A 24514-nucleotide genomic window follows, 5' to 3' on the forward strand; every position below is an offset into this window, starting at 1 on the left:
CCATGCTAATTACCAAACTAACACTCAACAACTTTCGTGTATTCCGAGGCGTACACGAAATAGACCTGCGCCCAGCACCAGCAGTAGAAACTGCGAGTGGTCCAGTTGCAGGTACAGAGCGTCCGATTATCTTATTCGGAGGCTTAAACGGTGCTGGAAAAACATCAATTTTAACCGCAGTGCGTCTCGCGCTTTATGGCAGACAATCTTTCGGTACATTGCTTAACAATGGCCAATATGTTGAAGCGCTTTCTGAGCTAATTCATAAGGGTGTAGGCCATGGTGGCCTTCAAGATCACGCATCGATAGAGCTTGAATTTCTTTACAGCCAAAACGGCGAAGAAAGCACATATAAAGTTATTCGTGGCTGGAAGCGTGACAAAAAAGACCAGCTCAGTTTGGAGAAAGATGGCGTTCAAATCCCAGAGCTTGACTACGACCAATGCCAAGGGTTTCTCAATGAGTTAATTCCAAACGGCATTGCCGATCTCTTCTTCTTTGATGGAGAGAAGATCGCAGAGCTTGCTGAAGATGAATCTGGCACCGTTTTAAAAACAGCGGTTAGACGCCTGCTTGGTATTGATGTTATTGCGAAGTTGAAATCTGACCTGAACATCTTCCTCAAAAAGCATGGCTCAGGTGCCCTAACGCAATCTCTTCGTGAAGAAATGGAAGCGCTAGATGCTCTTCGCATGGATCATGAGTCGAAAGCAGAGCGATTGCGTGGCGATGCGGACATCGTTGATGCGTCAATCAGCCTTGTCGCAAAAGAAATTCAGAACTTAGAAAACAAGCTTTCCCAAAGTGGCGGGGCTTGGGCAAAAACACGTACGGATGAACAAAGCCGTATCGATGATCTGCTTAAAGAAAAAATCGAACTGGAAAAACTAATCCGTGTTGAGATGGAAGGCAGCCTTCCATTTGCATTCGCCCCAAATGCAATGAAAGCCCTGCTCTCAACGATTGAGAGCGAACAGCAGACAAAACAAAAGATTAACTTCGGCCATGAGCTAGATAGCTTCTTAGACACGCTACGCGCAAAGCTTTCATTCAATTTGAGTTCATCAGCACCTGCTGCAATGGATGCAATCAAAGACAGCCTTGAAGAGCATCTGGGTGATACTTCTAGCGCGAATCTACTGTTAGATATCTCCGATCGCCAAGCTAGCACCATTGAATATAAAGTCAGCAAGCTGGCGAAATCGTCTTTCAAACAATTTGATAAGGCAAGAAAGCGTCTGAAAGTTGTCGAGGAAGAAATCGACAACGCTTCAAACAATATTGCTAGAGCACCAGAACAAGAACAAGTACAAAACTTATTTTCAGATGTTCGAGATCTAGATAAGAAAAAAGAAAAGCTGATTGTTGAATATCATGATTTGCTAGAAGCAGCAAAAAGGGAAACACGCTCCGCGCTTGACGCTGCAAGACAAATTCAACGTCTACATGATAAGCATCGCGATCAGTCAAGCAAAGACCAAAGTGTCAGCAATGCCCAAAACGGCATTTTGTTACTGGATAAATTTGCAGAACAATTGACTAAAGCTCGCGTTAAGCAGCTAGAAAATGAGTTTGTTCAATCTTATAAGAAGCTCGCGCGTAAAGAAGACCTTCAGCTCACAGCAGCCATCAACCCGGCAACGTTTGACGTTGAATTGATGGATGAGCACGGAATTAAGATCAACCGTAAAGCGATGTCTGCGGGTGAAAAGCAAATCTACGCAATATCAATTCTTGAAGCACTTGGCCGTACTTCAGGCCGTAAGTTACCAATTATTATTGATACGCCATTGGGCCGTTTGGATTCACACCACAGAGACAAGCTGGTGGAAAATTACTTCCCAACCGCGAGTCACCAAGTTGTTATTCTGTCTACCGATACAGAGATCGATAAAAACTATATCAACTTGATTCAAGATGATATCGCTCGTACCTATGAGATCCGTTTTGATGGTCTGACTAAATCATCGAAAGTTGCCGAAGGCTATTTTTGGAAGCAAGCAGAAGAGGTACACGCGTAATGTTGCCTAATCGCATGAATTTGTCTCGCTCTACCGAAGAGCAACTGAAGAAACTTAAGGGCTACACAGGCATAACACCGAATGTCTCTGCACGTATCGCTTTTTTTCGTTCTATTGAAAGTGACTTTAGGTACCAAGGTCAGCCAGCAAAATTAGATGGGCCTCTGATACTTGATAAATATACCTGGCTTGGTGAGACGAGCGACATTACAGAGTTGATGTTAAAGATGTACTACCCTGAGCTTGATAACAAAGAGTACCAACAAGCTTGGGCTGCACATGTTGAGGATGGGATTGCATCAATAAGGAATCACAAAAATATCAGCGATTTTTCTATGAAAATCTGAGAAGAAATAAACCGTTTTTGAGAAAGTTATTCACACTCATTGTTGGTGCACATAATCATGCACCAACAACTCCCTACCTACATTATTTTTTAAGTTTAGTAAAATTCTTCTTCATTAATTGGATGCTTTTCCTTTGGATATAGCTCAACTCCATCAACAATATCTACCTGAGCATAATTGGATACATTAGGAATGATACTAAACTCCGCTGGAAAGTTAACATTCCCTGAGTCTTCGATGCAAGGAAGTGCCCAGCGCTTAACAATGAAGCCTATATAGTCCAACTCTCTTAATAGTATTTGCTGCTCTTTCCACACAGAGCCATCAGTATACTTATTAATGATTTTTTCACTATTAGTGGCAGAGTTCGAATTATAAGAATAATCCGATGTAGGGTCATCTAACTTTAGTCCAATTGATTTTCTTCCAAGATAACTGTTGCCATTAGTAATAACTAGATTACCCAATCTATGGCACCACTTGTCAGCCACTAGATTATCTGGCCAATGCATTTTCCACCAATCAGATGTCGAAATACACTGAGGAAGCACATGCTCTATACTTGACGACTTCTCATCATCTGAATCTTTCCACTCAACAACTGAGACAGAAGAATTGAACAGTTCATATTCGTAAAGAAAATAGTAAGTTTGAGACCAGTTGCGATAATTTAGCTCACCGGATAAAACCTTTTCGATCCCACTAACTAATGGTGAGCCATCAAAAAGCATCCTCCCTAAATCTTGCAACACTTCTTCTTTTGAAATGTTTGTTTTTAGGATTCGATGAGAAAGCTTTAATAGCTCTCTTGAGTTTTTGTCAGTACGATACCTTGAAATAGCATGCATCCTAAATGTATATATTTCACATGCCCTTGCAATTTCAGCGAAATCATCCCAATTACTTAGGGAGTAATGAGATGCTGCCAAAAGGCTACGAGTTATGCCAACCAGACCTAGTCGTTCTACTTTTACCAACCAATCCAAAGCCCTTTTATTACATAAATTATCATAGAATTTATCTTTTCTTCTGCAATTGATAAAACCGTAAGACTTAGAGTATGAATCCCATAATTCTATAAAGGCTTTTAAGTTATTTGTCTTACTGTCATTACTCCCTTCTAATAACACTCGGTATTCACCAACAAACTTCTCATGAACATCTGAATTTGAAGAAGTATATCCATGAAATGATGAAAACAATTCAGATATGAACGCATTTTCATTATTCCTACTGCCAACTCCAAAGCTTTCCAAATTAGAAATAGCCTTATACCATACGTCATCGACCTTGACATCAATTCCGCGTCTCTCACAAACCAAAATGCAGAAGTTTTTTATCTTATCAAACTCTGTCAATGGTAAGCCTCGAGAGTTGATTGCATCGAAAGTTAAATACCTATCAATCATATGGTCAGACAAGTCAACATCGATAAGCTGAACTTGATTGCAGATTTTATTTCTAAACCTCTTCAAGCTTTCACTTGTAGTTAATTCACAATCAATTCTACTTTTTATGTAACCATAGGCCTTTTCTAAACAACGAAGTGGTGGTGTTTTATTTGCTGGCGGTTCAGATGGACTATTAAGCAATAGATATGAAAGGTATTCATTTATCTTTACATTTTCGTTGGAAAGTCTTAATTTAACACCGTCAAATTTATAAGTATAAAGCCTCTCGAGCTGCTTCGAGTCAATAGTCTCCATGCCATCTATTTCAAGAAACTTATCTCTTAGTAACTTCAGAGTAATAATAAATGTAGTGAGACGCTGCTGTCCATCCTCCAAAAAATAGCTATAATTTGGACTTTGAGTTTCTTGCTCCATAAAGTGATCAATCTTAGAACATATTATAGTACCTAAATAGTGGCAGCGCTCACCCATCAATTCCATATCACTGAACAAATCATCAATCTCTTTATTTGTCCAGCTATATCCCCTCTGGTTTTTTGGAATAACAAATGCACGAGCGCTCAGTATTTTTTCGATTGATATCATAATTAAATAACCTGATTTTTATTTACACAAGTAAAGGCGCAGAGTGGTGCAGAAAAACCCAAAGTCCCTCTAGTATAGGTAGCCTCAACTAAAGTACGAATGCCATCACCAAATCTTTCGGTAACTCTAGGAACATTACGATTATGCAGCTCCTTACCTAATCTACCTAGTTGCTTATATTTTTCCATATACTCGATAACTTCTGGAGTGTGTAATGGTGTAGTGTCATACCACTCTCTCAAAGTAACAACCTCTGCATTCCGCTTTGCAGTGGCCACTTCTGCAAGCTTTTCTAAAACTTCAGGTGACTTTCTACTCAATTTTATCTTTTCCATTTGACCCCCATTAAATTAAACAAGCTAATGAACAGATAAACTAACACCCATTTTTATTACTTATCTGACCTAACACTACTTTCAACCTGGCATCATCAATCAAACACACTTGCGCGATATTTTGCGAGAGTTCATCAAAAGCTCCGCCATAGGCAAGCGCATTTCGACAAATATCACTCAGACTATCAAACGGAATATCACGCTTGCACACTAAGTTATGAGCGAAGTGCCATTGATAACCAAACTCTACGTGGAAGGTTTTCAGCAGCGACAAGTAGAAATACTTGTTGAGATCCAAGTCCAAAAGTTTATTGAACTTGCGTTGAATAACACCCACCTCAATGATTCGCTCTTCACCTTCGATGATCTTGGCTGCCTGCTCCATGATGGAAGGTACATCTACACTCGAAAACGCTTTTTCTGTCGACTGGTAAGCAGCTTCATCCACACGCACTATTGCGCCTTTCGTCAACAATTTGTCTAAATAGAAGCTGGCGTGACCGACAGACTGACTTCGAATCTTGCTTGCAATAAAGGCTTTATCTAATGGTTTATCGCTTGTCGCAAACAGCGCCTCAAGTACGCTCTCCTGCCCGGCAAGACTAAACTCTTGCTCCAAGCTAATGGTGTCTGCACCAGATTTCCCGTTGAAAAAGATACCCTCACGCTCACCGTGAGTGCGAACAATGTGCCTTACAGTGAAGTAGTCCAGTGCTTGTTCATTCAATGACTGGTAGTAGTCAACGGAAAGGTTAAGAGAGTTTCTTCCGTTTTCAGAAGCTTGCTGTAAAACACATTTCACTCTTTGGAGTGTGTTGGTGATGTCATTCTCTGTGATACTTAGGAAGCTAATGTGTCGATAAGAGCCACGGTCAATTTGATACACCCATCCACTGTCTACGGCGTGGCCAATAGCACCATCTATGCGCTCTTCCGGCAACTTTACGCGGGAAATGGCTTTTTCATTGGCCTTTTTATGCAATAACTTCCAAGTTAGCCCTTCTGGATGGTCCAGTAAGGTATTTGCAATCGCAAGCGGTTTGGAAAGGTTCATCGGCAAAACCAGCTCTCCAAGTAGCTCAACTTTGTTGCCACTCAAATGAGAAACCGCATTTTCAGCAACCGCTTTTTCAAGCCCCAATCGGTCTTGCAAGTAGGAGGTGACTGTATCCAAGTCCGTCGGCGAGGCGTATTCAGCCCAATAATCATCTAACACTGTTGTCGAAATATCTGGGTAAACAATTTTTGTTAACCCTCCAGACTCCAAGCCACAGCTCATCTCCAGAAATTCATAGAGCCCTTTCTTGCTGCTGAAATTCCTCTGAAGCAGGGGGAATATTTCTGCTCTCAACACGCTCAGGTTGGACTTCACGTTGACCCATAGCGTTGCAGGTGCAACACGCATGTGCGCATGCCAATTTTTCTCAAGGCGAACTTGAAGTTGTCGGACACGCTCTCTAGTAACTTTCCCGGTTGGTAAGCTGTCACCTACTTCCTGAAGGGTCATTGGCTCAGTTTGGTAGCCTAAACGTGCCACCATGATGAATTTGTCGCGCTCATCGAGCATCTCCAAAAATGACTCAAGGTCGCTGGTAAGTAGCTCTTCGAGAGTAGACAGATCGACATCTTCACGTTGGTTATAAAGCTGTCTTGAAGCATTTTGGTCTGATGTGCCGTCGTCACCAATATCAACAAAGTCCTTGCTCTCGATAAATATCAGCATTTCTTTTATTAGGACGACTTTCTTTCTGCCAAGGCTAGGGATTGCCCTTAGAGCGCTTTCATCAAGTCTACGCAACTCTCCAACGGTAAGCGATTCGCCGAGGTGTTGGCACAATAGGTTACAAGTAGCTTTGTAAACGTGTGGCAATGCTAGTTTCGAAAGAGTCAGACTATCTGAAGCCTTTTCTTCAATTGCTTCAGGACCTTCTGCCTCGGAAGGTTTCAGTTGCCCAGCACTCAATATTTCACGAAGAACTGCGATATGCGCAAGCTTGGTCCTACCTAAGCCTCTGACCTCGAGAAAGTCATCGTCCGTCATCGACAGAAACTCACGAGCGGTGAGCTCTCGCTCAAAATGCGCTTGAATAAGCCTTGCCGTAATCATCTCTTTTTCTGGTATTGCAAACTGACTAAGCATGATCTCAGCTTCGGCTTCGGCTTCGGCTTCGGCTTCGGCTTCGGCTTCGGCTTCGGCTTCGGCTTCGGCTTCGGCTTCGGCTTGAACATCAGATAACAGAGCAGCATTCACTGACTGATCGTCTTGCGCCTGCTTTTCATCAATATGACGTCGCTTTACATAAACAAAGTAAGCAATTGGCAATATCGCCAGTAAAAGAAGGTAGTAGTTATCCATTCGCTATTAACCAGAATGAAAAGATGGAAGAAAAAGGCAATTTTCACTGCCTTTCAATGTGTTATGCCAACAATTCCCAGAACGCTTTATCCCGCATTTTCTGAATTTGCTTCGCGCCATCGATATACAAGCTGTAGTGCTTATCGAGCTTGTTGATAGTTTCCATCAACCTCTCCTGCTCGTTCTTATCATTGACGCCAAACATAGCTTTTAGCTCTTGTGGGCGGATCTTCGCAACACGGTGAATCACCCAAGTCAGCACATAGCTGGAATAGTCGTTATCCCCAGTTTGGAAGTGCGTGATATCCTGTGTAGAAAGGATCATTCCCACACCATATTCACGGCCCTCTTTGAGGATTTTGCGCAGGCTCGGGAAGTTTTGAGACATAAAGTTATCGGCCTCATCCACCAGAATAATCTTGGTAATTTGACGGAAATCTCCGTTAACTTCTGGCTTTCCTCTTCTCTGCATTTGTGAATAGAAAAGGTCTAGAGTCAAAGCCACCACAAGGTTCTGGATCTGCGGCGGATAACCAGCCAACTCTATAACAGTAATGCCATCCACCAGCTCATAGAGACTGGTCATTTTCTCTGGCTCAGATTCGAAAATCTTGAAGCGAGCAAGCTTCGAAAGTGCTGCGTAGAGCAAATCCTCTTCAACCTTTTCTTGATCAAGGAATCGCGCCCACACATCGTCAATGGTAGGAGCTGGTCTGCTCCACGTTGAAGGGTCTTCCGGATGAATACCTGATGCGGCATAAGACTCCAGAATCAAGTTTTCCAATTGAAGCTGCTGCTTTTTTCCCAGTCCGTAAGCCTTTGTCATGGTTTCTGAAAACCCTGCCGCGGTATGAATTGGCAGCATTGGCGTGTCGCCATACAAGCTCAGAGGGTTGTAGGGCAGCTTAAACAGTTTGTACTTTTTGGCGTCTGTCGCTTCTAAAAACTTGTCATCCACGTAGTCTGACTTGTAATCGAAGATCAACATACCAATCGGTGCACCATTCACATTATCCGCTTGGTTACGGTGAAGCTGCGTGATCACCGATTTGGTGAACTGAGTTTTACCGGTACCCATAGTGCCTATGATACCGGTGTTGGTGTTCATAAACTTGGCGGTGTTAGTTGGCTCCCAATTTATCGGGGCATTTGTCGTCGCATTCTGTCCAAACAGCACATGAAGGTTATTGGTGCTGATTGGCGGCTGAGGTGCTGGTTCAGACTCAACCTCAGGTTCAATGGAAGGCACATCTCGGTCTTCGTCTTGATTCTCTGAACTATCATCTGCCTGTTGTACTGGCGCAGTTAGTGATATTTCAGGGTCAGATGCTTGAGTTTCACCCACCAACATATACTCCGCTGGCACGTGGCAGATTTGCGCGATGTCCTTCTCATTCATCAGCACTTGAAGTGGGTTCTGCACTAATGAAGGTAGCAAAGACATGGGAAGGTCAACCTTCAGCACGCCATCTTGCATGTTGTAGTCAGGCTCGAAGCAGGTTCCACTGTCTAGGTGACTAACCACTAAGCCTGATGGGTAGTTTTCAAGTTCCGCGATGGAGTAATTGCCACGCAGCCATTCTTCTTTCTCTGACAACAGCGCTTCAAAGTAGTCATTGCTGAATACGTTATAGAGACGATATTTGTCGATTTGCATCAACACCTGCCGAATAAACAAGCCTCGGTAAAGCTTCGATGCCAGTGTCTCGTCGCTCAACAGCTCGGTGAGGTATCGGCGCAGTTCATTGGCTTGCTGTACCGCTTTTTTGTAATCTGGTGTGGAGCCTGCTTTCACCTCGACAGGCAGCAGGTATAGATTGCCTTCTTTAAAGCCCACCAGCAGTACATCATCTGAAATCGCGCCTTTCTTATAGCCTTGTACGTTGCGTGAGAAATCGCTGTCCGTCATTTTCAGGCCAATGTTCCCTGATACACGGATCATCTCGCCCACAGAAAGTGGCACCCAGGTAATATCTGACTTGTGCACCAGGCAGGTCGCGAACTTGTAAGCACCAATAATGCCAGTGCGCTCTTTGCGGATGGTGTCATTGCAGGTCATCATCTTCAGCAGCCAATCACCGTTAAAGGCGTTGAACTCATTGATTTGCCCACCACCACTTTGCGCCACCACTCTTTCGAACAATCCGCGCTGTGCCGTTACCGTAATGGCATCGTAGCTCGCTGAACTGGTGTACTGATCGGAGTAATGTATAAGTACAACATCTTGATTGGTGTGGAAGAAATCCAGCGTCACTTTAGGGTCGATGATGGTGGTCCAAATCGAGCTGTCGTAAGAACGCTCTAGCAATGATTTGAAATCTTCACTCACTGCAAGTGCTGGAGCATTGGCACCAGTATATTGCGTACTTGGCTTCAGTGCGGGCTCCATCAGCGAGCCTACATATTTCGCCATCGCCAAGTGCGGCAAGTTATCGTATGGAACATTTTGCAAACCAAATGCAGTGAAGTATGAGCCTTCGTCACTCTTGGATGCATCACCCGTTAACAGGCCATCACACGCGATGCCGCTTGGCATGTCATCAACACTCAAGGACGTCAGCTTCACGTTGTCGTTGTTTCTGAAGAATGACAGGTGCGAGTAAGCTTGCCCTTCGCGTTCACTCTGGGCATTGGTGAATTTGCTGTAGGTCAGTCGAGTACGCAGAATATCGATGATGGTATCTGCATTTTCACGTACTTTTCCGCGGTCTAACTCCAGCCAAGACTTTAGCTCTTCGTAGTTAGACGTCTCTGCAAACTGATCAAATGCGTTGAAGACAAGCGCATCATCGTACAGGTTGACATGAATCGACGCGGCTTTGTCCAGGTTGTCTTTTACATAGTCAACCAAACCAAGGAACAACTCCTCTGCACGGTCCTGATTGACAGCATTCACCAGCACACTTTTTTCAGATCCCGTGAACAAATGGCTGAACGCTTTTTGGAATTCGTTGATCTTCTCTTTAACCAGCTTGCGAACAAACTTTAGGCAGCTTTTCTGATGGGGAACGCTTCTAACCCAAAATCCGTTTTCAGTCACTTGCTGGTTATAGGAAAACTCATGCTTTGGATGATAAGCGTAAGGAAGCAAACCGCTCGGCCCTATGCGGTTGAATGTAACAGCAGGCAGATCCGCAAAGCTGTCATCTTTTTGCATCTCATTGCACAAATTCAGGTAGTAGGCCATGACCAGCGGATGGAATGGCGAGTAATACTCTTCTCCATTTTCACGAACCAGACCAATCTGCATCACCAGTTTTTGCTCTTTGGTGAGCATGCCGCCGGTTTGAATCGCTTTGAAATAGTCAAGGAAGGCATCTACGGTAGCCTTAACCAGTACTGTAAATTTCTCGCCCCAAGACACCAACGACATTGTGGTTCTGCGCGAAGCAAGGTAATCAAACAGAGCCTGATAGGCAGTATGAAGGCCATCATCAATAGCCCTTAACTGCTCCAGCTGCATGCTGTTGGATTCAGCCAGGTAGACCAGCTTATCCTGAACGAAACGCTCTTCCCAACGAAGCAAATTGATTCGCGGCTCCATAACACGGAACTCACTATTATCGATAGCAACAACATCTTTACTTGGGTAAAGCTCGCCATAGACCTCATCATCAAATAGCTTGTGGAAGCGTGATTGGTTGAGCAGCAATGGAAAAGACATGCTACTTTCTACTTGCTCACCTTCAATGCGAAATACTAGTGAGTTCTCGCCAGACTTCACCACAAAGCCAATATCTTCTGATTCGTTTGCCAATGATTCAAAATCGACAACACCAAATTCAGCGCGATCGACCACTTCGCTGACATCATCTAAGCATCGAGTTGCCGTCAACGCAGCGTTGATAACCAAACGGTTGTCTTCGGTCTTCAAGGTGAGGCGCTTTTTCGCAGGCTCAACAACGAAGATGTTTTTGAATTCGTCGAGATCAAACTCGCCTTTCCTAACTACCAAGCAACGGAAGTTATGGTTTTCCGATGTGTTGTCGCGCTTCAATACGAGGTTAAAAAACAAAGGCTCATTGGCATAGCTAGCTGACAGTTTCGCTGTCGCACCTTTGACTGAGTTATACGCACTAATCACTTCCTGCTTATTCAGTGCGTTAGCTGGTGAGATTTTGAACTGTTCTTTGTTCAAATCACTGGTGCCAGAAAAACTCAGTTTGAGCTCAAATTCAGTTTGATCTTCATCCAGAGCGATGATCAGATGACGGTCACGCAATCCTGCTTTGGTTTCTTTCGGGTAGCGCCCGATCACTTGTGCATAATTCAGCGCTTCTTCACCTTCATGTTTAAGATGCTGAATTTTGTTCTTTTTGATTTCTTCTCTGTAAGTTTCAAATTCCACATCTTTCCAGCTTTCATCAGAAAAGTGTTCTTTGACAAACTTGCTACTAAAGCCTTTCAGTCTTTCTTCCAATTGCTGACCAAAATGATCGACTTCAAACGTCAACTCTTGGAAAAGCGCACGGTTTTCTTCCAACCGCTGCTTGATCTGTTTTCTGTTGCCAGATAGCTCTGCGACGAAAGGATCCTCGAACATACCCAGCTCGCTAAAACAAAGCTCACCATCTTCAACCGCTTTGTATAGAGATTCAAAGCCAAACATGGTCGCACCGTCTTCCAGAATCGCATCAAATTGATCATCTAAAAGGCAAAGGGAGACATCGCGAGATTTGTCGCTTTGTTCGATAAAACCGCTAAGTGCGACTTTAATTTGCTCTGGGCTCCATACCTGCCCTGGCTGTCCTAGATCTTCCGCGGAATTAATTAGAGTATCTAGACGGCTGTTATGAATGACCACCAACGCACAGCCCTTCAACTCTCCTTCCTGGCTTGCGATTTCATCACGCAGGTGGGAGATGTAGTTTTCGGTGAAACCCGTTTCCCCTTGTTCTTCGCAATGGAGAACGGGAACAACTTTGCAGTTTTTTACGCTCAAATAACTTAGCGCAACATTATTGTGAACGACTATCTCGCCTTCTTTACGGGCAAGCAGCGCATCAAACAAACGTTGGCTATTACCATGATCAGGAGAGTTGAACTGGTAGCGGTAGCCTGCGCGTATGTTTCCTTCTGCGTGCAGTAAGAACTGCTCAGCCAGAAACGATTCAAATTGTTTTGCGCACATACACTGCATCTCCACTATCACTCATGCGTTCAACGTTACCAATTCGCTCATAAAACTTTATAAGCTCTTGTTCTGTTTGTTTATCAACAAAAATTCCCCTCGCCTGAAAACCAAGTATCAGCTCATGGAAGCGAAGTTTTTCTTCTTTACCTACGACAAGGTTGGTAAGGAGAATGATGTGGTCCTGAGTCAGAACCAGTACTCGACCTGAACGACCGCGGACTTGCACAAAGTCAGCGGCCATATTCTTCTCAACCTCAGTCATGTACTTTTTGATAATGGCTGGTCGGTCTGTCTTCGGGTCACGGAACTGCTCTTCTGCTAGCTTTAACGCGTATTCCAGCCAATCAATCGCCGTTACTGCGTCGCCAGGAATCTCGGTGTCCAGTTTGCGGTTGGCTCGGAACATCAGCGCGTAGTTTTTAATGCGCTCAGCCAGATCACTCACTTGTGAATTTTCAATGTCCTTCGCCAGTTGCCACAACGGCTTTTTCGTTTCGTCTGGGTTTGGCTGCAGATTTTCCAGCATCGAGAGAACAGGAAACAGTTTGAAGGAAGATTCACTCAAGAGTTTGTGGCCATGCTTTTTCACGTGAATGCGCTCATTACTGGCGCGCTCATGATCCATGATGAAATACAGCGGTTTTGCGACAGGCGCTTCCCCTGTTTTCCAATCTGATAGTGAAAGGCTTAACTGAGCGGTGTAGGCAAACCCATAAAATGCCAAAAACTGCTCAAATTCATCTAGCAGGTATTTCGGATAGGAAGTAAGAAATTCGAGGTCACGCTTAAACGCCTCTGCCATGTACGGCAAGTATGGTGCTTCCGTAGCACGCAGTGACTTGTCCTTGTCTGGCTTGGTTTTTGACCGCAATGTTTCTAAGAATTCTTGTTCGATGAAGTTCAGGTTGGCATCAAATTGCTCAATCTGACGCCCATTTAACAAGTTGATGAACAACGATGCGACACGCAAATCGCCTGCTTTACACTCGCTTTTCTGACTCTTAAACAATAAGAATTCTGGACTTACAGAGAAAATATCTCCTGAGGTGAAGTACATATCTTCCAGTACATCCCAAAAGTCTTCTTCGCCGAGTTTATTTTGTAGGTTGGCTTTACAATCCGCGGTGAAAGCTTGGTAGTCATATTTTTCAATTTTTTTACGAAGCAAGCCACGTAGCACCAAGCCAACGACTGATGACCAATCAAAATCATTGCCTTTGGTACGTATTGGAATGTAGCTACTTAGGGAATTCTTATTCTGGAATTTATCCGCCGCAGTTTGTGGCAAATCGGCCTTTATCGGTAATGTATAATTATCGGTCGTCATCAGTGCATACCACTCACTTCAAAATAGTCACTTTCTTCTCTCACGACTTTGTAACGATTGTCCCCGTTGAGAATAAACAAGGTGTCTTTACGATTCGCGACGGTCAGCATCTGCTCCAACGCTTCATCAAGTAAGAGGACCGCATTTTTGTCATGCTTATTAGGGCGATACCCCTGGCCAATTTTGACTAATAGTTCAAGTAACTTGACGCTAATTGGCATTGGTTTGAGCGATTGCTCATCAACTTTCAAATACGCATTGAACGCACCTATATTTCCTAGAGCGCTATTTTGTATCGCCGAAAAATCAGGTTTGACCTCAAGTGATACCGCCGTTTTGTAACCATTAAGCTCAGACACCAAATACTCGTCTTTATCAAGTGTTGGAGCGTGACGATTGCAGTAACGATGGAGCGCTGCGATCAGGGTTTCTTTGTAAAAACTACTGAGATCCTTACGCATCCTCCCTGAACCATCAAAATTTCGGTGTAACAACCAAGACGATGCATACGACTCAACAAGATTGTTTGTAAACTCGCTTTGGATCAGTGCAACAAACTCATTGCTGAGCTCATCATCGCCATTTAGCACATAGAAAAGACGAAGGAAGGATGTTGCTTCTGATACTTCAAAAAGCCCCAATGAATTGATTTTGGCTTTGAACGCAGCAAACTGCTCGTCTTCGATACCGAGCCCGTGCTGAAGTACAAACTCATCAACAGTGCGAGTATGCAAATTGCTAGGATCAAAGCTCTGGATACGGGATAAAAGCTCGTTATCGCTACCCGCAAACAAGTTATCAAACAAGTAACCATCGGCTGCTAACAGTTGGAAGATGAAGTCCAACAAGGCTCGAGCTGTCAAAAACTGATCTTTTATCAGGCGAGCCTTGAGTAACAACCCAATGAGGGATTCTTGAACCGCAGGGCGACTCAACAGAGCAAAGTTAGCCGTGAGTCGACTAGGACCGCGTGACTTGAGTTCGTTGTCGTAAAGCACATAAAAGGGGTTATCCAATGTCTGCGCAGTCAGCCTTTTCAAAAACTGCTCAGCAAAGTCAGATGCACTCCCCTCAGCATCAAAGGTAAATTTCGGGTACTCTTCAAAATCCAAGAATACAAACTGCTCAGGGATCGCCGTACGGTTTCGGGAAAGGAAATTCCTAACGACTTTTTTGATGTCGTCATGTGATTCAGATGCCTCTTCCGCGTAGTTACCCAGCATGCCGACGTTAATACCAACAACAAGTGGCTTTTGACTTTGTTTGAAGTCGCTAAAGCGCTGATCAAGTGCTTGAATGGCTGTCTGGCTGGGGTTAAAGCTGTGCGTCGCATCAAGATGGAAATCATGCGTCGCTTTATGCTTTTTGCTGTACTGCGTCAAGATCTCAGATTTACCATCGCCACTACTTCCGCATAGGAAGATAATTTGATTGGGCTTGGCAGATAGAAGCGCTTTTTTAAAGTCGGTTTCTATATCTGTATTGATGTAGATGTAACGCTTGTATTCAGCGAGATGATCTTGATTCTGCTCTCTCTCTGTACTGACCGCGTACGGTGAAGACTTAGAGAGAATGCTGAGGGCCTGTTTGAAGTCCAAAATTCCATACCCGAGATTTATATGTATTCTCGCAAGAGTACCGTAATTCCCTTGATGAAATCAGTGATATTGGCCTTAGCAATAAGCAATTGGTGATATAACGCTCAAAAACAATGTCCAATTTCACAAGCTTCCGTATTAATTAACAAACACACTAAATGCAGCAAAACATTGAAAAGCTAAAAACGCTTTATCTTTCTGTGTGAGTTCACTGATCGGCAAAGCTTGCAAGGAAAACACGCTTAGATGGTTTGTGCACACCGTAAGCAGTATCCGTGGATTTTCGAAGATGAATGCTCTTGCTATTGTCGCGGGTATGGAGAGAAGAATGCAAGGTTGAAATCTCGAACAGCCAAACGGCTCAGTACCATTATTTGAAGTTTGTCACATTTTGTGTTATAAACATTATAATTCGTTATGAGCATTATAATCATTATATGTTGGATATAAGGCCTCACTCGTAAAGCCCCTCTTTGCGCCGCCCACAGACCTTTTGAATTACCTTTGCCTTTATTGTTGTAAATTCGATTTAACCACGATTAAAGAATGACACTATGTCGTTCGGTATTAACCGTTTGGGTCAAACCAATGTCATAGATAAATAACGTTAAGTTTCGCGATCTGGAAATTTCAGGAAAGGATCTGTACTACTACTGGGGATACTGAAAAATACAAACACAGATAACGGCTTCCATGCCGCAATTCTTAATCAACCTGTGTTCTTTTTTGATTGGTGTTGGTTCTGTTACTGCAATCTATCTCGCGACTTAATCCAATCAGTCACATCTGATTCACGCCAACCCACCGCACGAGGGCCGAGCCTCAAAGGTGCAGGAAACAAACCTTCACGCCGCATACGCCAAATCGTCGATTTGCTTAGACCTAAGAGTTCTGAGATTTCTTTTACTCTGAGGATTCTGTTCATTTCTTGTGTCCTCTCTATATAAGTGAAATTTCTCGGACTTCCCCCAACATCCAAGCAGTAATGCTCATTCTCAAAAGCCCCCACTTCAAAGTGAACAAAAAACATACTACGAGACTAAAAAAACAACATCAAGCATTTTTTGATTATTTTTTAACGGTAAGTCTATGATATGTATACTTTTAGTATACACTGCGACCTCATTTTTCTTGCGTGAGATGAAGTGAATATCATTGAAATCAAAAAGTTAAAGTTATCTGATTAATTCGGAGAATTTTGACTCGATAAGGACGCGGGTATGAACCAAGCAAAAGCGCTCCCACGAGCAAAACTAAAGAGGTGTCCATCTCAAACTCGACTGCGGTATGTCCAATTCCTAGTCGAAGAAAAGATGATAGAGCTATTGGGTAACAGCGGTTTATTTACATTTCAAAAGGTAATTAAATCAACGCCAACGAGGATTCGCTATGGCAAAGCAGGTTTATTAGATACCGAGGGAAAAGTGCTGCTAGAAAACGACTTTGACCACTTTGGGTTCAATTCGGAATTGAATATCATCGTCGCTCAGCAACAGACTGTATCAGACTCTCGCTCAACTTATCTCTACGGTATTTTCGATATGAAAGGTGAGCAACTAGTGCCTCTCGACTATGATCATGTCCTCAACGAACAGGGTGCCATTATCAACTTGCGTAAAGATGGACTTTGGTATGAGTACCCAGCGAAGTAGATCAGCGTAGCTAGGTCTTCCCCTCGATACTATCTGCTAGAAATCTTACCTATATTAGTGTTCATTCTAAATTTGCGCGCACAAACTTGAGTTAGATACTTGACTGATGATACCAACTGAGTATCTGAAGAAAAGAAAAATAGAGGTAGTGAATGGATTCATTCTCCAAACAAGCTGAAGAAGCAATTAAATACAGTGCCATTCAAGATCTGTATCTTCGCGCACGCCTGAAAAAACGCTGGTTTGAACTCACCGAATCAGCCAAAGAGTTGATTAAGAACCAAGATGCGAGTTCTCTTGCTAAAGCAGAACAGTTACTGTCAAAAGCATTGAAGTTAGGCTCAAAAGAACCGTTAGCGAAAGCGTCAGCTTGCCACGACTTAGGCGTTTTACACTTTTCATATCATTCAAAGCTAACAGGAGGCACATACCAAAACCTCAACAAAGCGGTTCAGTACCTTAGTCGCGCAATCAACACCCCACAAAGGCAACACTATCCTGACAAATATACATCAAGTCTTTCTCAGTTAGCGGCAACTTATCGAAGAGCAGCCCACGAAGACCTTTGGCCCGACGAATGTGTCAAATGTCTAGAGAAGGCAAAGTCCCTACACGAACAAGCCATTGAGCTAATTAATAAAAGCTCAATACCTCAAGCAATTAAAGACGGGCAACTTTCCGTTGTATATTTCAATCTGGCGAGTGTGCTTTTTGACCAAGGAATGAATCGTGAAGCTTGTGAATCACAAACAAAGTCTGTGGAACGTTACTTAGCTTTTCAAAATTACAATCTTCCACAATTTATGAACGTCATGCGACCAGATCAAGCTCTTGGATTAAGCTTTGCCAGATTAAATCACTTCTCAGATTCACAGAAAGAACAAGATATATGCAACCATATTCTTCAGGTAGCGCCGAGTTATGAACTTGACCCCATAACATTGTTTACCATCAATCCTTTGGTAGACATAACAAGGCCTGAAGAAGAAATATCGTATCTGGTCAGATCGGTAGAAAGTGAGCCTTCAGAGAAAAACATTAAGAAACTACTAAAAAAGCAGTTTGAACTCATGAAGGTTCGGCAGACTTGCGATACGGATGCAGAAGCAGACCAGATAGCTCACCGAGTACAAATTTTATGCTCAGGGCTCGCTCGAATCTTAGTTTCAAAAAATGACTCAATAAAGGCATTGCAGTTACTTGAAAACTGCAGTGCCCTTCGGTTTTGTGAAAGTGCTAACAAACACTGGCTAGTTCCATCAGATAAATACAGTCAATTATTAAGGGATGACTTACTTCAATTAGGAGCCACTTACTTTAACCTAAATGAATTGGCGTTGATGTTGGAGAACGTGGATAAGGCGAATATTAAGCCCGTACTACAAAGCGTCTACGAAACCTCTATAGAAAGGTCAGCATTAGATAAAGTGAGAGAGTCAACACTATATTACAACGCTGAGAGATACCCTGAAGTCATTAATGATGCGTTGAAATCCAACGATCCCATTAATTATTTTCGCCAACTATCTATCAAATGTTTAAATGACTTTCAAAAAATAGAATCCTTAATTGACCATTTGGACCCTGATTTTGCTCAACGGAGAATTAATGATAACTCAATTGATTCTCACGATTTTGAAAGAGCATTACGTGAGACGCCTGGACTGACCCTTATAAGAGTTGATATCGAATCAAATTATAATGACGCTCTGATTCTGGTTGCTGAACTAGTGAATGAACAGGTTGTTGTTACTGCTCATAGTGTTAATCTTCCTCAAGAGTTAGTAAACCATACTGGTGAGTTCACCAAAGGTGAAACCGACTACATTTCCACATGGTCTTTAGATTTTATTAACTGGAAAGACATCCTACCAATTGGTTGTAAGCGAATAGGTTTACTTACTTCCTTTTTTGCGTCTCAAATACCTTGGATCGCTACCGGGCTAAAAGGTAAAGAGCTATTTACATTTGTCGATGAGGTAAATTGGCTCCCGACAGTGCTATACCTTTGCAATCATGTCACATATTTTAATGAACGACGTGGTGCTAGCTGTATCAATGGTGGTGATACTCACTTCCATGATTTAGCTAACCGGCACATTTCAAATCAGTTGAGTAATGTATCAAAAATTGACTTTATTGATTCAGTGAGAAACAACGAGGCGGTAGCTTATTATGGGCACTGTGCTCATACTCCCCCTTGCAGACCAACTCTTAAAACGAAGCATTTCGACTTGAATGATTTAGAGTTAGTAAATTACATAAGTGGAATGAATCGGTTTGAATTTTGGGCTTGCCAGAGTGGTAGTAATATCCCTTTAAGTGTCTTCTCTATCCCCGTAAATGAAGCATTCGGTTTTGACATGCGGATGATAGAGTGGGGCGCAGTGACTTCAATCGGTTCTTTGTGGGCACTGCCTGATATTGTTACAGCACATATCAAATCTCACTATGATCAACTTGTTAAAAGTGGTACCTCGCCATCAAAAGCTCTACTTGCAGCTCAACGCTGGTGGGTTTCACAAGGAGCAAAGGCCGAACTTAACAAAATGAGAGAGATAGGGCTGACACCATATCTAAATACTCTAAGTTGTAATGAAACTGTGGATGGGCTTTTGGGGCCAATGAAGACAAAAGACTCACGGCATGAAGATGAGCTAAAACATGCCGAAAAACTATTCCTACATCCTTCCTCTTGGGCTGGTTTGAGGTTTTGTGGGGTTTCAGAAAAAATCAAAGAAGCAGTTTGCAAAGAGAAAATAGACCTTACGGCAGATGAAACCAGTCAACTAAAGAGTCTATTAGCCAAAAAACATTTGAAATCTGGGTTTATAAATTATGCATGATGGCCTTGAAGGATCATTGCCGATAACTGATTGGAGTGTAGAAGGCCGCAGAAAGTATCTCGAACAGAACAGAATTGTTGTTGAGTTGATACTGTATGAGAGTCTTGAGGTTTTCGATGAGCGAAGAGTATCTCTTGCCTTTAAAAGTCAGGATAACGCTAAAGATCAAATAATTAGTTTGTTTTCATCCGATAGATTTAAACTCGGGGAGTTACCAATAGGTATCCCCCATGATATCAATTTATTCAGCCAAATTAACTTCTGGTGCAAGCTTAAAACAGGAAAGCCATTTTCTGGGGTACAGCGACTCGTAGATGAAGAGATCGAACTAATTGATGCTCAGTCAGAGGTAGGCACTTTTGAAGCCGATCTGAATAAACTGTCACATTGCCTAGCTATTTATAGTGATTTGGTAGCCGCAAACATGATTTATTTTTGGCTACAGGCTAACAAGAAGCTATTGGACGAATTAGGCAATGTAGTTCATCCACTTAAGCACGACAAGTCAGTATGCGTTGCAAAGAGCCCTACTAGATATAAAGTTGACTCATCATTTAGGTATCTTTGCGTTTTTCTAAATATCGAGTCGCACATCCCTGATTTTCACTTGTATAAGAGTAAATACTTAACAAAAGGAGAAAACAAGCCGCAGTATACTGCGAAGAAAAACGAAAGGGAGTCTCACCATACAACCAGTGAAATTAGATCTGTTGTGACAAAGATTATTGATTACTTTTATAGAATTCATGGTGATGAACCAAGCCTTCTATGTATGGCACTATTTAAATCCATAGGAAGTAAGACTCTATTAGATCAATATAAAATCAAGAGTAACGATTGTACAGACATTGATGAACTAAGAGATAGGCTTACTGCATTAAAGTTCCCCTTCAGGGAGAAAATTTAATATGACTTTAGATAAACTTTCATTGGACGAGATGGTTCAAGGCCGAAACACTGATACAGAGGACTGGAAAGAGCTGATTAAAGATCCAGAGCGTGAGCGAGTTTGGCACGAGGCTGTTAAGCGTAGAGAGAGCCTTGATCGGTTTTGCTATTTTGCCGCCAAATGGCCGCAGTTTGTTAGTCATTACCAGCAAGCAAAGGGCTTTGTGAAACAGTCTATCAACTCTCCAAAAGTCTCTCTAATGAGTGAAAAGGAGCTACTAGGTGACTTAGCTTTGACACTAAATGAAAAAGATGGGGTAAAGGATCCGCTTCTTGTTACTGTCGAATGGGGAAGCCAACAGATAATTGAGGTTCATGGTGAGCAAGCCGTTCTCTTCAACAGTGAGTCGCGGGTTCAAATACACTATAGATACGAGGACTTAGAAGGCTGGATAACTTCTGAGGATAAATGGAAGTTCTCTCCTGATGAAGGAGCCGTAATGCTCACATTCATAGATGGAGATGTGATAGAGGGCGATCTGGCTGAAAAAATAAACCATTCAAAATCAGTAAGTTATATTGTTTTAGTACCTTCGGTGAAATAAAAAGCGAAAAAAAACGATTTTCTATGCGTATGGGAGTACCACACAAAATAGGTACTCCTAAATGCAAAATATTGTCTTCGAATTCAAACCACAGAACTCTGATCTCATCACTTCTAGATCTCGTGACTGCATCTTTTTCGTTCATAAAAAAATCTGGCAACAGTTGTCGAATTCCACTCAGAAAAAAACACTCCGTTTAGTAAGAGACATTACAAATGGCATTTCATTAACTTCGCTCGGCGGTCAAGTAGTCAAATCTAACCCATCACTGATTCGATTCAGAATCGGACGTAGTTTTCGTTTGGTCTTATCAAGAGGAAAAGGCCGCCTTACCTTTCGACTCTGTCGCAGGCAAGGTTATGAAGCGCAATTCAAACGTTTTTGATTTGGTCACTAAGCAAAACCATGAAGTGTGCAACAACGAACTTCACAGCGCTTTACAAACACTTTAAAGATCTAAAACTATGAGCCTTGTCATGAAAAAAATTAAGAAATGTCTATTGGTTACTTTTGACTTTACCCAAAGAGGAAGAAGCGCAACAAGTTTTGCCGCTGGGGTTCTTTTGTCTGCGTGTAAACAACATGATCTTTATGGTTTGCGATTTACTGTTGGTCATTTTCCTATACAAATGATTAAGAGTAATGAACGCAACTTTACACCAGCCGATCTAGCTAAAAATATTAACGACCACTACAAGTTGGAAGATCTGCACGGACTAGCAATCTCTTGCTATGTGTGGAACACCGATCTGATAGAACCATTGATTCAAAAATGTAGAGACATGGGATTTAGGGGCAATATCATTCTCGGGGGATACCAAATAAATGAAAAAACTTGCCAGTCACTTTATCCTAGCGGCGATGTATACCTTCCAAGCTATGCAGAGGTGTCGCTACCTGAAGCTTTTATACATGACAGGGTGCTTCACAAATTAGTTGTATCCAAGCCAGTTGTTTTTGGTGCATTCGGCTCCCCCTATCTAAATGGTTCAATAAATCTGGAAGATAACCAAGCGATGATACATTGGGAAACCCAACGCGGTTGTTTCTATGCTTGTTCGTTTTGCGCTCACCGTGATGTCGCTAATAATAGGGTTCATGAGTTTCAACTGGAAACCATCAAAAAGGAACTGTTACTTTTTAAGAAAAAAAGAGTTAAGCGAGTCAACATCCTGGACCCCATATTTCGTAAAGGGCGCCGGTCCTACGAAATTCTGGAGTACGCCATTGAGATCGGACTAGAAGCAGAACTTGTGTTTCAAGTGCGCTTTGAAGACATTAATGAGCGTTTGTTAGGCCTATTTTCTAAACTCAATACTTACCTTGAGTTCGGTTTACAAACAGCAAATCAGGCCGAATCTGTTGTAATTAACCGCCGTAACAACATTAAAAAAATCTCTTCTGCTATTTCAATGCTTCAGGAGAAAGATGTGTCATTTGAAGTCAGCCTAATCTATGGGTTACCAACACAAACCCTGAGTAGTTTTGAACAGAGCATCCAATTTCTTCTAGAAAGAGGAGTAACATGCATTAAGGCGTTTCCCCTGATGCTATTGGAGGGAACACAACTTTCATTTGATAAAAACTTGTATGGGATCAAAGAAGGTCACATTGATCAATCAGGTATCCCACATGTTATTGAGAGTGACAGCTTTACTCACGAGGAATGGATTTCGATGAGAGAGTTAGCAGAACGGTTAACATACAAGAAATCGTAGTATCGTCATCGTCAGTGCGTCAACGCCGACTTAAGACTGATCCACTTAGCGGCGTTGCCAAGCGTCCAGTTAGGTGAATCACATCAAAAATATGCTAATGATTTCATATTTTCAGCACGAAAAATCGCACTTTCTCAGCAATGCTACTCAACATGGTTGGCATCTCTACAAATATCGCGCTAAGCTTATGTATATAAAGAAGTTATGATGATGGGTGAAAATTAGCCACTAATTTTAGCACCAAGAATAACACCAAAGCCCTCTCACCCCATTAACTTTATCTATATGAATCATAATACTATTTTCTCGGTTCAACTCCCGCCAGCCCCCCACATCCAACACTTTGCAGGTGCGATCGTTGCCTTCAGGCCAATACGCGCGCCAACTGTCATGAACCTGTTCAAAGGTCACTTGTTGATATTGGGCATCAAGTGTTTGTGCATGGGTATGGTAGTGCTGAATCGTCCGGTTCATGGCTTGGGATAATATGAGTGGTGTATCAATTGTACTGTGTACGGACTTTTATGCACGGCGAATTGAATGAAAACGCGATGATGGTTAGACACGCCCATCACTCAGTGAACGAGTGCACAAATAAGACAGTTCAACGGCTTATAATATTGATAGGCTAAAACACCCAAAGCCCAAGATTAATGGATTATGACTATCAGGTTTTCTCTTAAACAAACACCTTACATAAGCGCTTGTTTCTTTTCGTTACTGCTGACAAATGGCACTTCAGCCGCAGATAACGTCACTCGCTATAACGCAGTGTTCAAATCCACAAGTGCCTACTGCTTTTCCTATGTCAACGGCTTGAGTGTGTTGGACAATCTAATGACATCTTCAGGTACTGCTTCTGCGGGTTACGATATAACTGCAATTCTCGAAAATGGGCTCAACACGCTTTCAATTAAAGTTGCCTCTGTTACCGCACCGCAGAACCTCGATTTTGTTAGTGATGCGAAGTGCGAGTTTTCTGTTGTCCCATATGGCACCAAAGATGAGCAGGATAGTATCCCCGTTTTAGCGACAGTGAATGACAACAATCGTGCGACTGGCTTGAATACACCACACTACAGCGGGACAAAATTACTGGGAACCGTAGAAGAAGGCACTGTCGAAGGCTCGGTGCTCTACGAGGTGAAACGTACGTTTGTCGCTGCTGGCCTACCCAACTGGTCATGGACAACCTCAGAGCCATACACACTCAGCCAGAACAATCTCCAGAAACTGAGAGATCGCTATCTGGCACTTTGGGCACTGTTATCCCAAAAAGACGCTGATGCTTTGGGTGCTGAAAGCGAAATTGCGATGCGTGAACATGGCTTATCGATAGGTTATTCTGCTGATGAGTACTGGCAGTCTTTCGGCTTCAAGCAAGACTTTGCAGACGGTTACGAAGCCTTACCCATTGATTGGAGCTTGTATGACTTTGTCAGCTACAAGAATGGACGCTTGTTTCGGCTGGAAGATCCCGACGGTCAGTCTCCACTTCGGATCGGTAAAAAAGAGGAAGAGAGCTACATCACCTATAACCCACTGTTTTCTTATATCGACGGCAAGCTTGTCATCACGAGATAACCCAAACCCAAAGCTTTCTTTATTACTCATCCCATATTTTTTGAGCAATTTTTCGCTCACTGGGCCATTTCTCGCCTAAAAAGCGGGTAACTTTTCGCCCCGTCGA

16 protein-coding genes are annotated in these 24514 nt (G+C 42.7%); 9 read left to right on the forward strand and 7 right to left on the reverse strand.

Annotated features, from left to right (window positions below; translation table 11 throughout):
• Positions 1 to 2: 2 nt before the first annotated feature.
• Together dndD and dndE are read left to right on the forward strand one after the other, a co-directional pair.
• Positions 3 to 2021 (forward strand): DNA sulfur modification protein DndD, encoded by a 2019-nt coding sequence (gene dndD, locus L4D06_RS14670; protein ID WP_429740179.1) that lies wholly within the window; start codon positions 3 to 5, stop codon positions 2019 to 2021.
• Complete coding sequence (gene dndE / locus L4D06_RS14675) at positions 2021 to 2368, forward strand: DNA sulfur modification protein DndE (protein ID WP_429740181.1); 348 nt, start codon at positions 2021 to 2023, stop codon at positions 2366 to 2368. The genes dndD and dndE overlap by 1 nt, the downstream gene beginning before the upstream one ends.
• 95 nt (positions 2369 to 2463) lie before the next feature.
• Here the strand turns inward: dndE and L4D06_RS14680 are convergent, their stop codons facing one another.
• From L4D06_RS14680 to L4D06_RS14710, 7 genes are all read right to left on the reverse strand, one after another.
• Entirely contained in the window at positions 2464 to 4365 is a 1902-nt protein-coding gene (locus L4D06_RS14680; protein WP_429740183.1) for a GmrSD restriction endonuclease domain-containing protein, read from the reverse strand.
• Between the two features lie 2 nt (positions 4366 to 4367).
• Positions 4368 to 4700 carry a hypothetical protein gene (locus tag L4D06_RS14685; protein WP_429740185.1) on the reverse strand — a complete coding sequence of 111 codons (333 nt, stop codon included), beginning with the start codon at positions 4698 to 4700 and terminating at the stop codon, positions 4368 to 4370.
• 40 nt (positions 4701 to 4740) lie between these two features.
• Positions 4741 to 7056 carry a sigma-70 family RNA polymerase sigma factor gene (locus L4D06_RS14690; protein WP_429740187.1) on the reverse strand — a complete coding sequence of 772 codons (2316 nt, stop codon included), beginning with the start codon at positions 7054 to 7056 and terminating at the stop codon, positions 4741 to 4743.
• A gap of 61 nt (positions 7057 to 7117) precedes the next feature.
• Positions 7118 to 12187 (reverse strand): DNA phosphorothioation-dependent restriction protein DptH, encoded by a 5070-nt coding sequence (dptH, locus tag L4D06_RS14695; protein WP_429740188.1) that lies wholly within the window; start codon positions 12185 to 12187, stop codon positions 7118 to 7120.
• Entirely contained in the window at positions 12168 to 13517 is a 1350-nt protein-coding gene (gene dptG, locus L4D06_RS14700; RefSeq protein WP_429740190.1) for a DNA phosphorothioation-dependent restriction protein DptG, read from the reverse strand. Before dptG ends, dptH begins: the two co-directional genes overlap by 20 nt.
• Positions 13517 to 15115 carry a DNA phosphorothioation-dependent restriction protein DptF gene (dptF, locus tag L4D06_RS14705; RefSeq protein WP_429740192.1) on the reverse strand — a complete coding sequence of 533 codons (1599 nt, stop codon included), beginning with the start codon at positions 15113 to 15115 and terminating at the stop codon, positions 13517 to 13519. Before dptF ends, dptG begins: the two co-directional genes overlap by 1 nt.
• A gap of 745 nt (positions 15116 to 15860) precedes the next feature.
• Positions 15861 to 16040: a helix-turn-helix transcriptional regulator gene (locus L4D06_RS14710; protein ID WP_429740194.1), complete on the reverse strand. Its 180-nt coding sequence runs from the start codon at positions 16038 to 16040 to the stop codon at positions 15861 to 15863.
• A gap of 295 nt (positions 16041 to 16335) precedes the next feature.
• Here L4D06_RS14710 and L4D06_RS14715 point away from each other — a divergent pair, with 295 nt between their 5' ends.
• The 7 genes from L4D06_RS14715 (at position 16336) to L4D06_RS14745 (ending at position 24408) form a co-directional block, all read left to right on the forward strand.
• Positions 16336 to 16767 carry a hypothetical protein gene (locus L4D06_RS14715; RefSeq protein WP_429740196.1) on the forward strand — a complete coding sequence of 144 codons (432 nt, stop codon included), beginning with the start codon at positions 16336 to 16338 and terminating at the stop codon, positions 16765 to 16767.
• A gap of 152 nt (positions 16768 to 16919) precedes the next feature.
• Positions 16920 to 19613 (forward strand): tetratricopeptide repeat protein, encoded by a 2694-nt coding sequence (locus L4D06_RS14720; protein ID WP_429740198.1) that lies wholly within the window; start codon positions 16920 to 16922, stop codon positions 19611 to 19613.
• Positions 19606 to 20520 (forward strand): hypothetical protein, encoded by a 915-nt coding sequence (locus tag L4D06_RS14725; protein WP_429740200.1) that lies wholly within the window; start codon positions 19606 to 19608, stop codon positions 20518 to 20520. The genes L4D06_RS14720 and L4D06_RS14725 overlap by 8 nt, the downstream gene beginning before the upstream one ends.
• Before the next feature lies 1 nt (position 20521).
• On the forward strand, positions 20522 to 21106 hold the full coding sequence (locus L4D06_RS14730; protein ID WP_429740202.1) for a hypothetical protein: 585 nt from the start codon (positions 20522 to 20524) through the stop codon (positions 21104 to 21106).
• 61 nt (positions 21107 to 21167) lie between these two features.
• Positions 21168 to 21491, forward strand: a complete 324-nt coding sequence (locus L4D06_RS14735; protein ID WP_429740204.1) for a ParE family toxin-like protein — start codon at positions 21168 to 21170, stop codon at positions 21489 to 21491.
• A gap of 91 nt (positions 21492 to 21582) precedes the next feature.
• Positions 21583 to 22824, forward strand: coding sequence for a B12-binding domain-containing radical SAM protein (locus tag L4D06_RS14740; protein WP_429740205.1), 1242 nt, complete (start codon positions 21583 to 21585; stop codon positions 22822 to 22824).
• Between the two features lie 660 nt (positions 22825 to 23484).
• Positions 23485 to 24408 carry a hypothetical protein gene (locus tag L4D06_RS14745; RefSeq protein ID WP_429740207.1) on the forward strand — a complete coding sequence of 308 codons (924 nt, stop codon included), beginning with the start codon at positions 23485 to 23487 and terminating at the stop codon, positions 24406 to 24408.
• Positions 24409 to 24514 lie beyond the last annotated feature (106 nt).

The sequence above is a fragment of the Enterovibrio makurazakiensis genome (genome assembly GCF_050336585.1).
Lineage (GTDB): Bacteria > Pseudomonadota > Gammaproteobacteria > Enterobacterales > Vibrionaceae > Enterovibrio > Enterovibrio gelatinilyticus.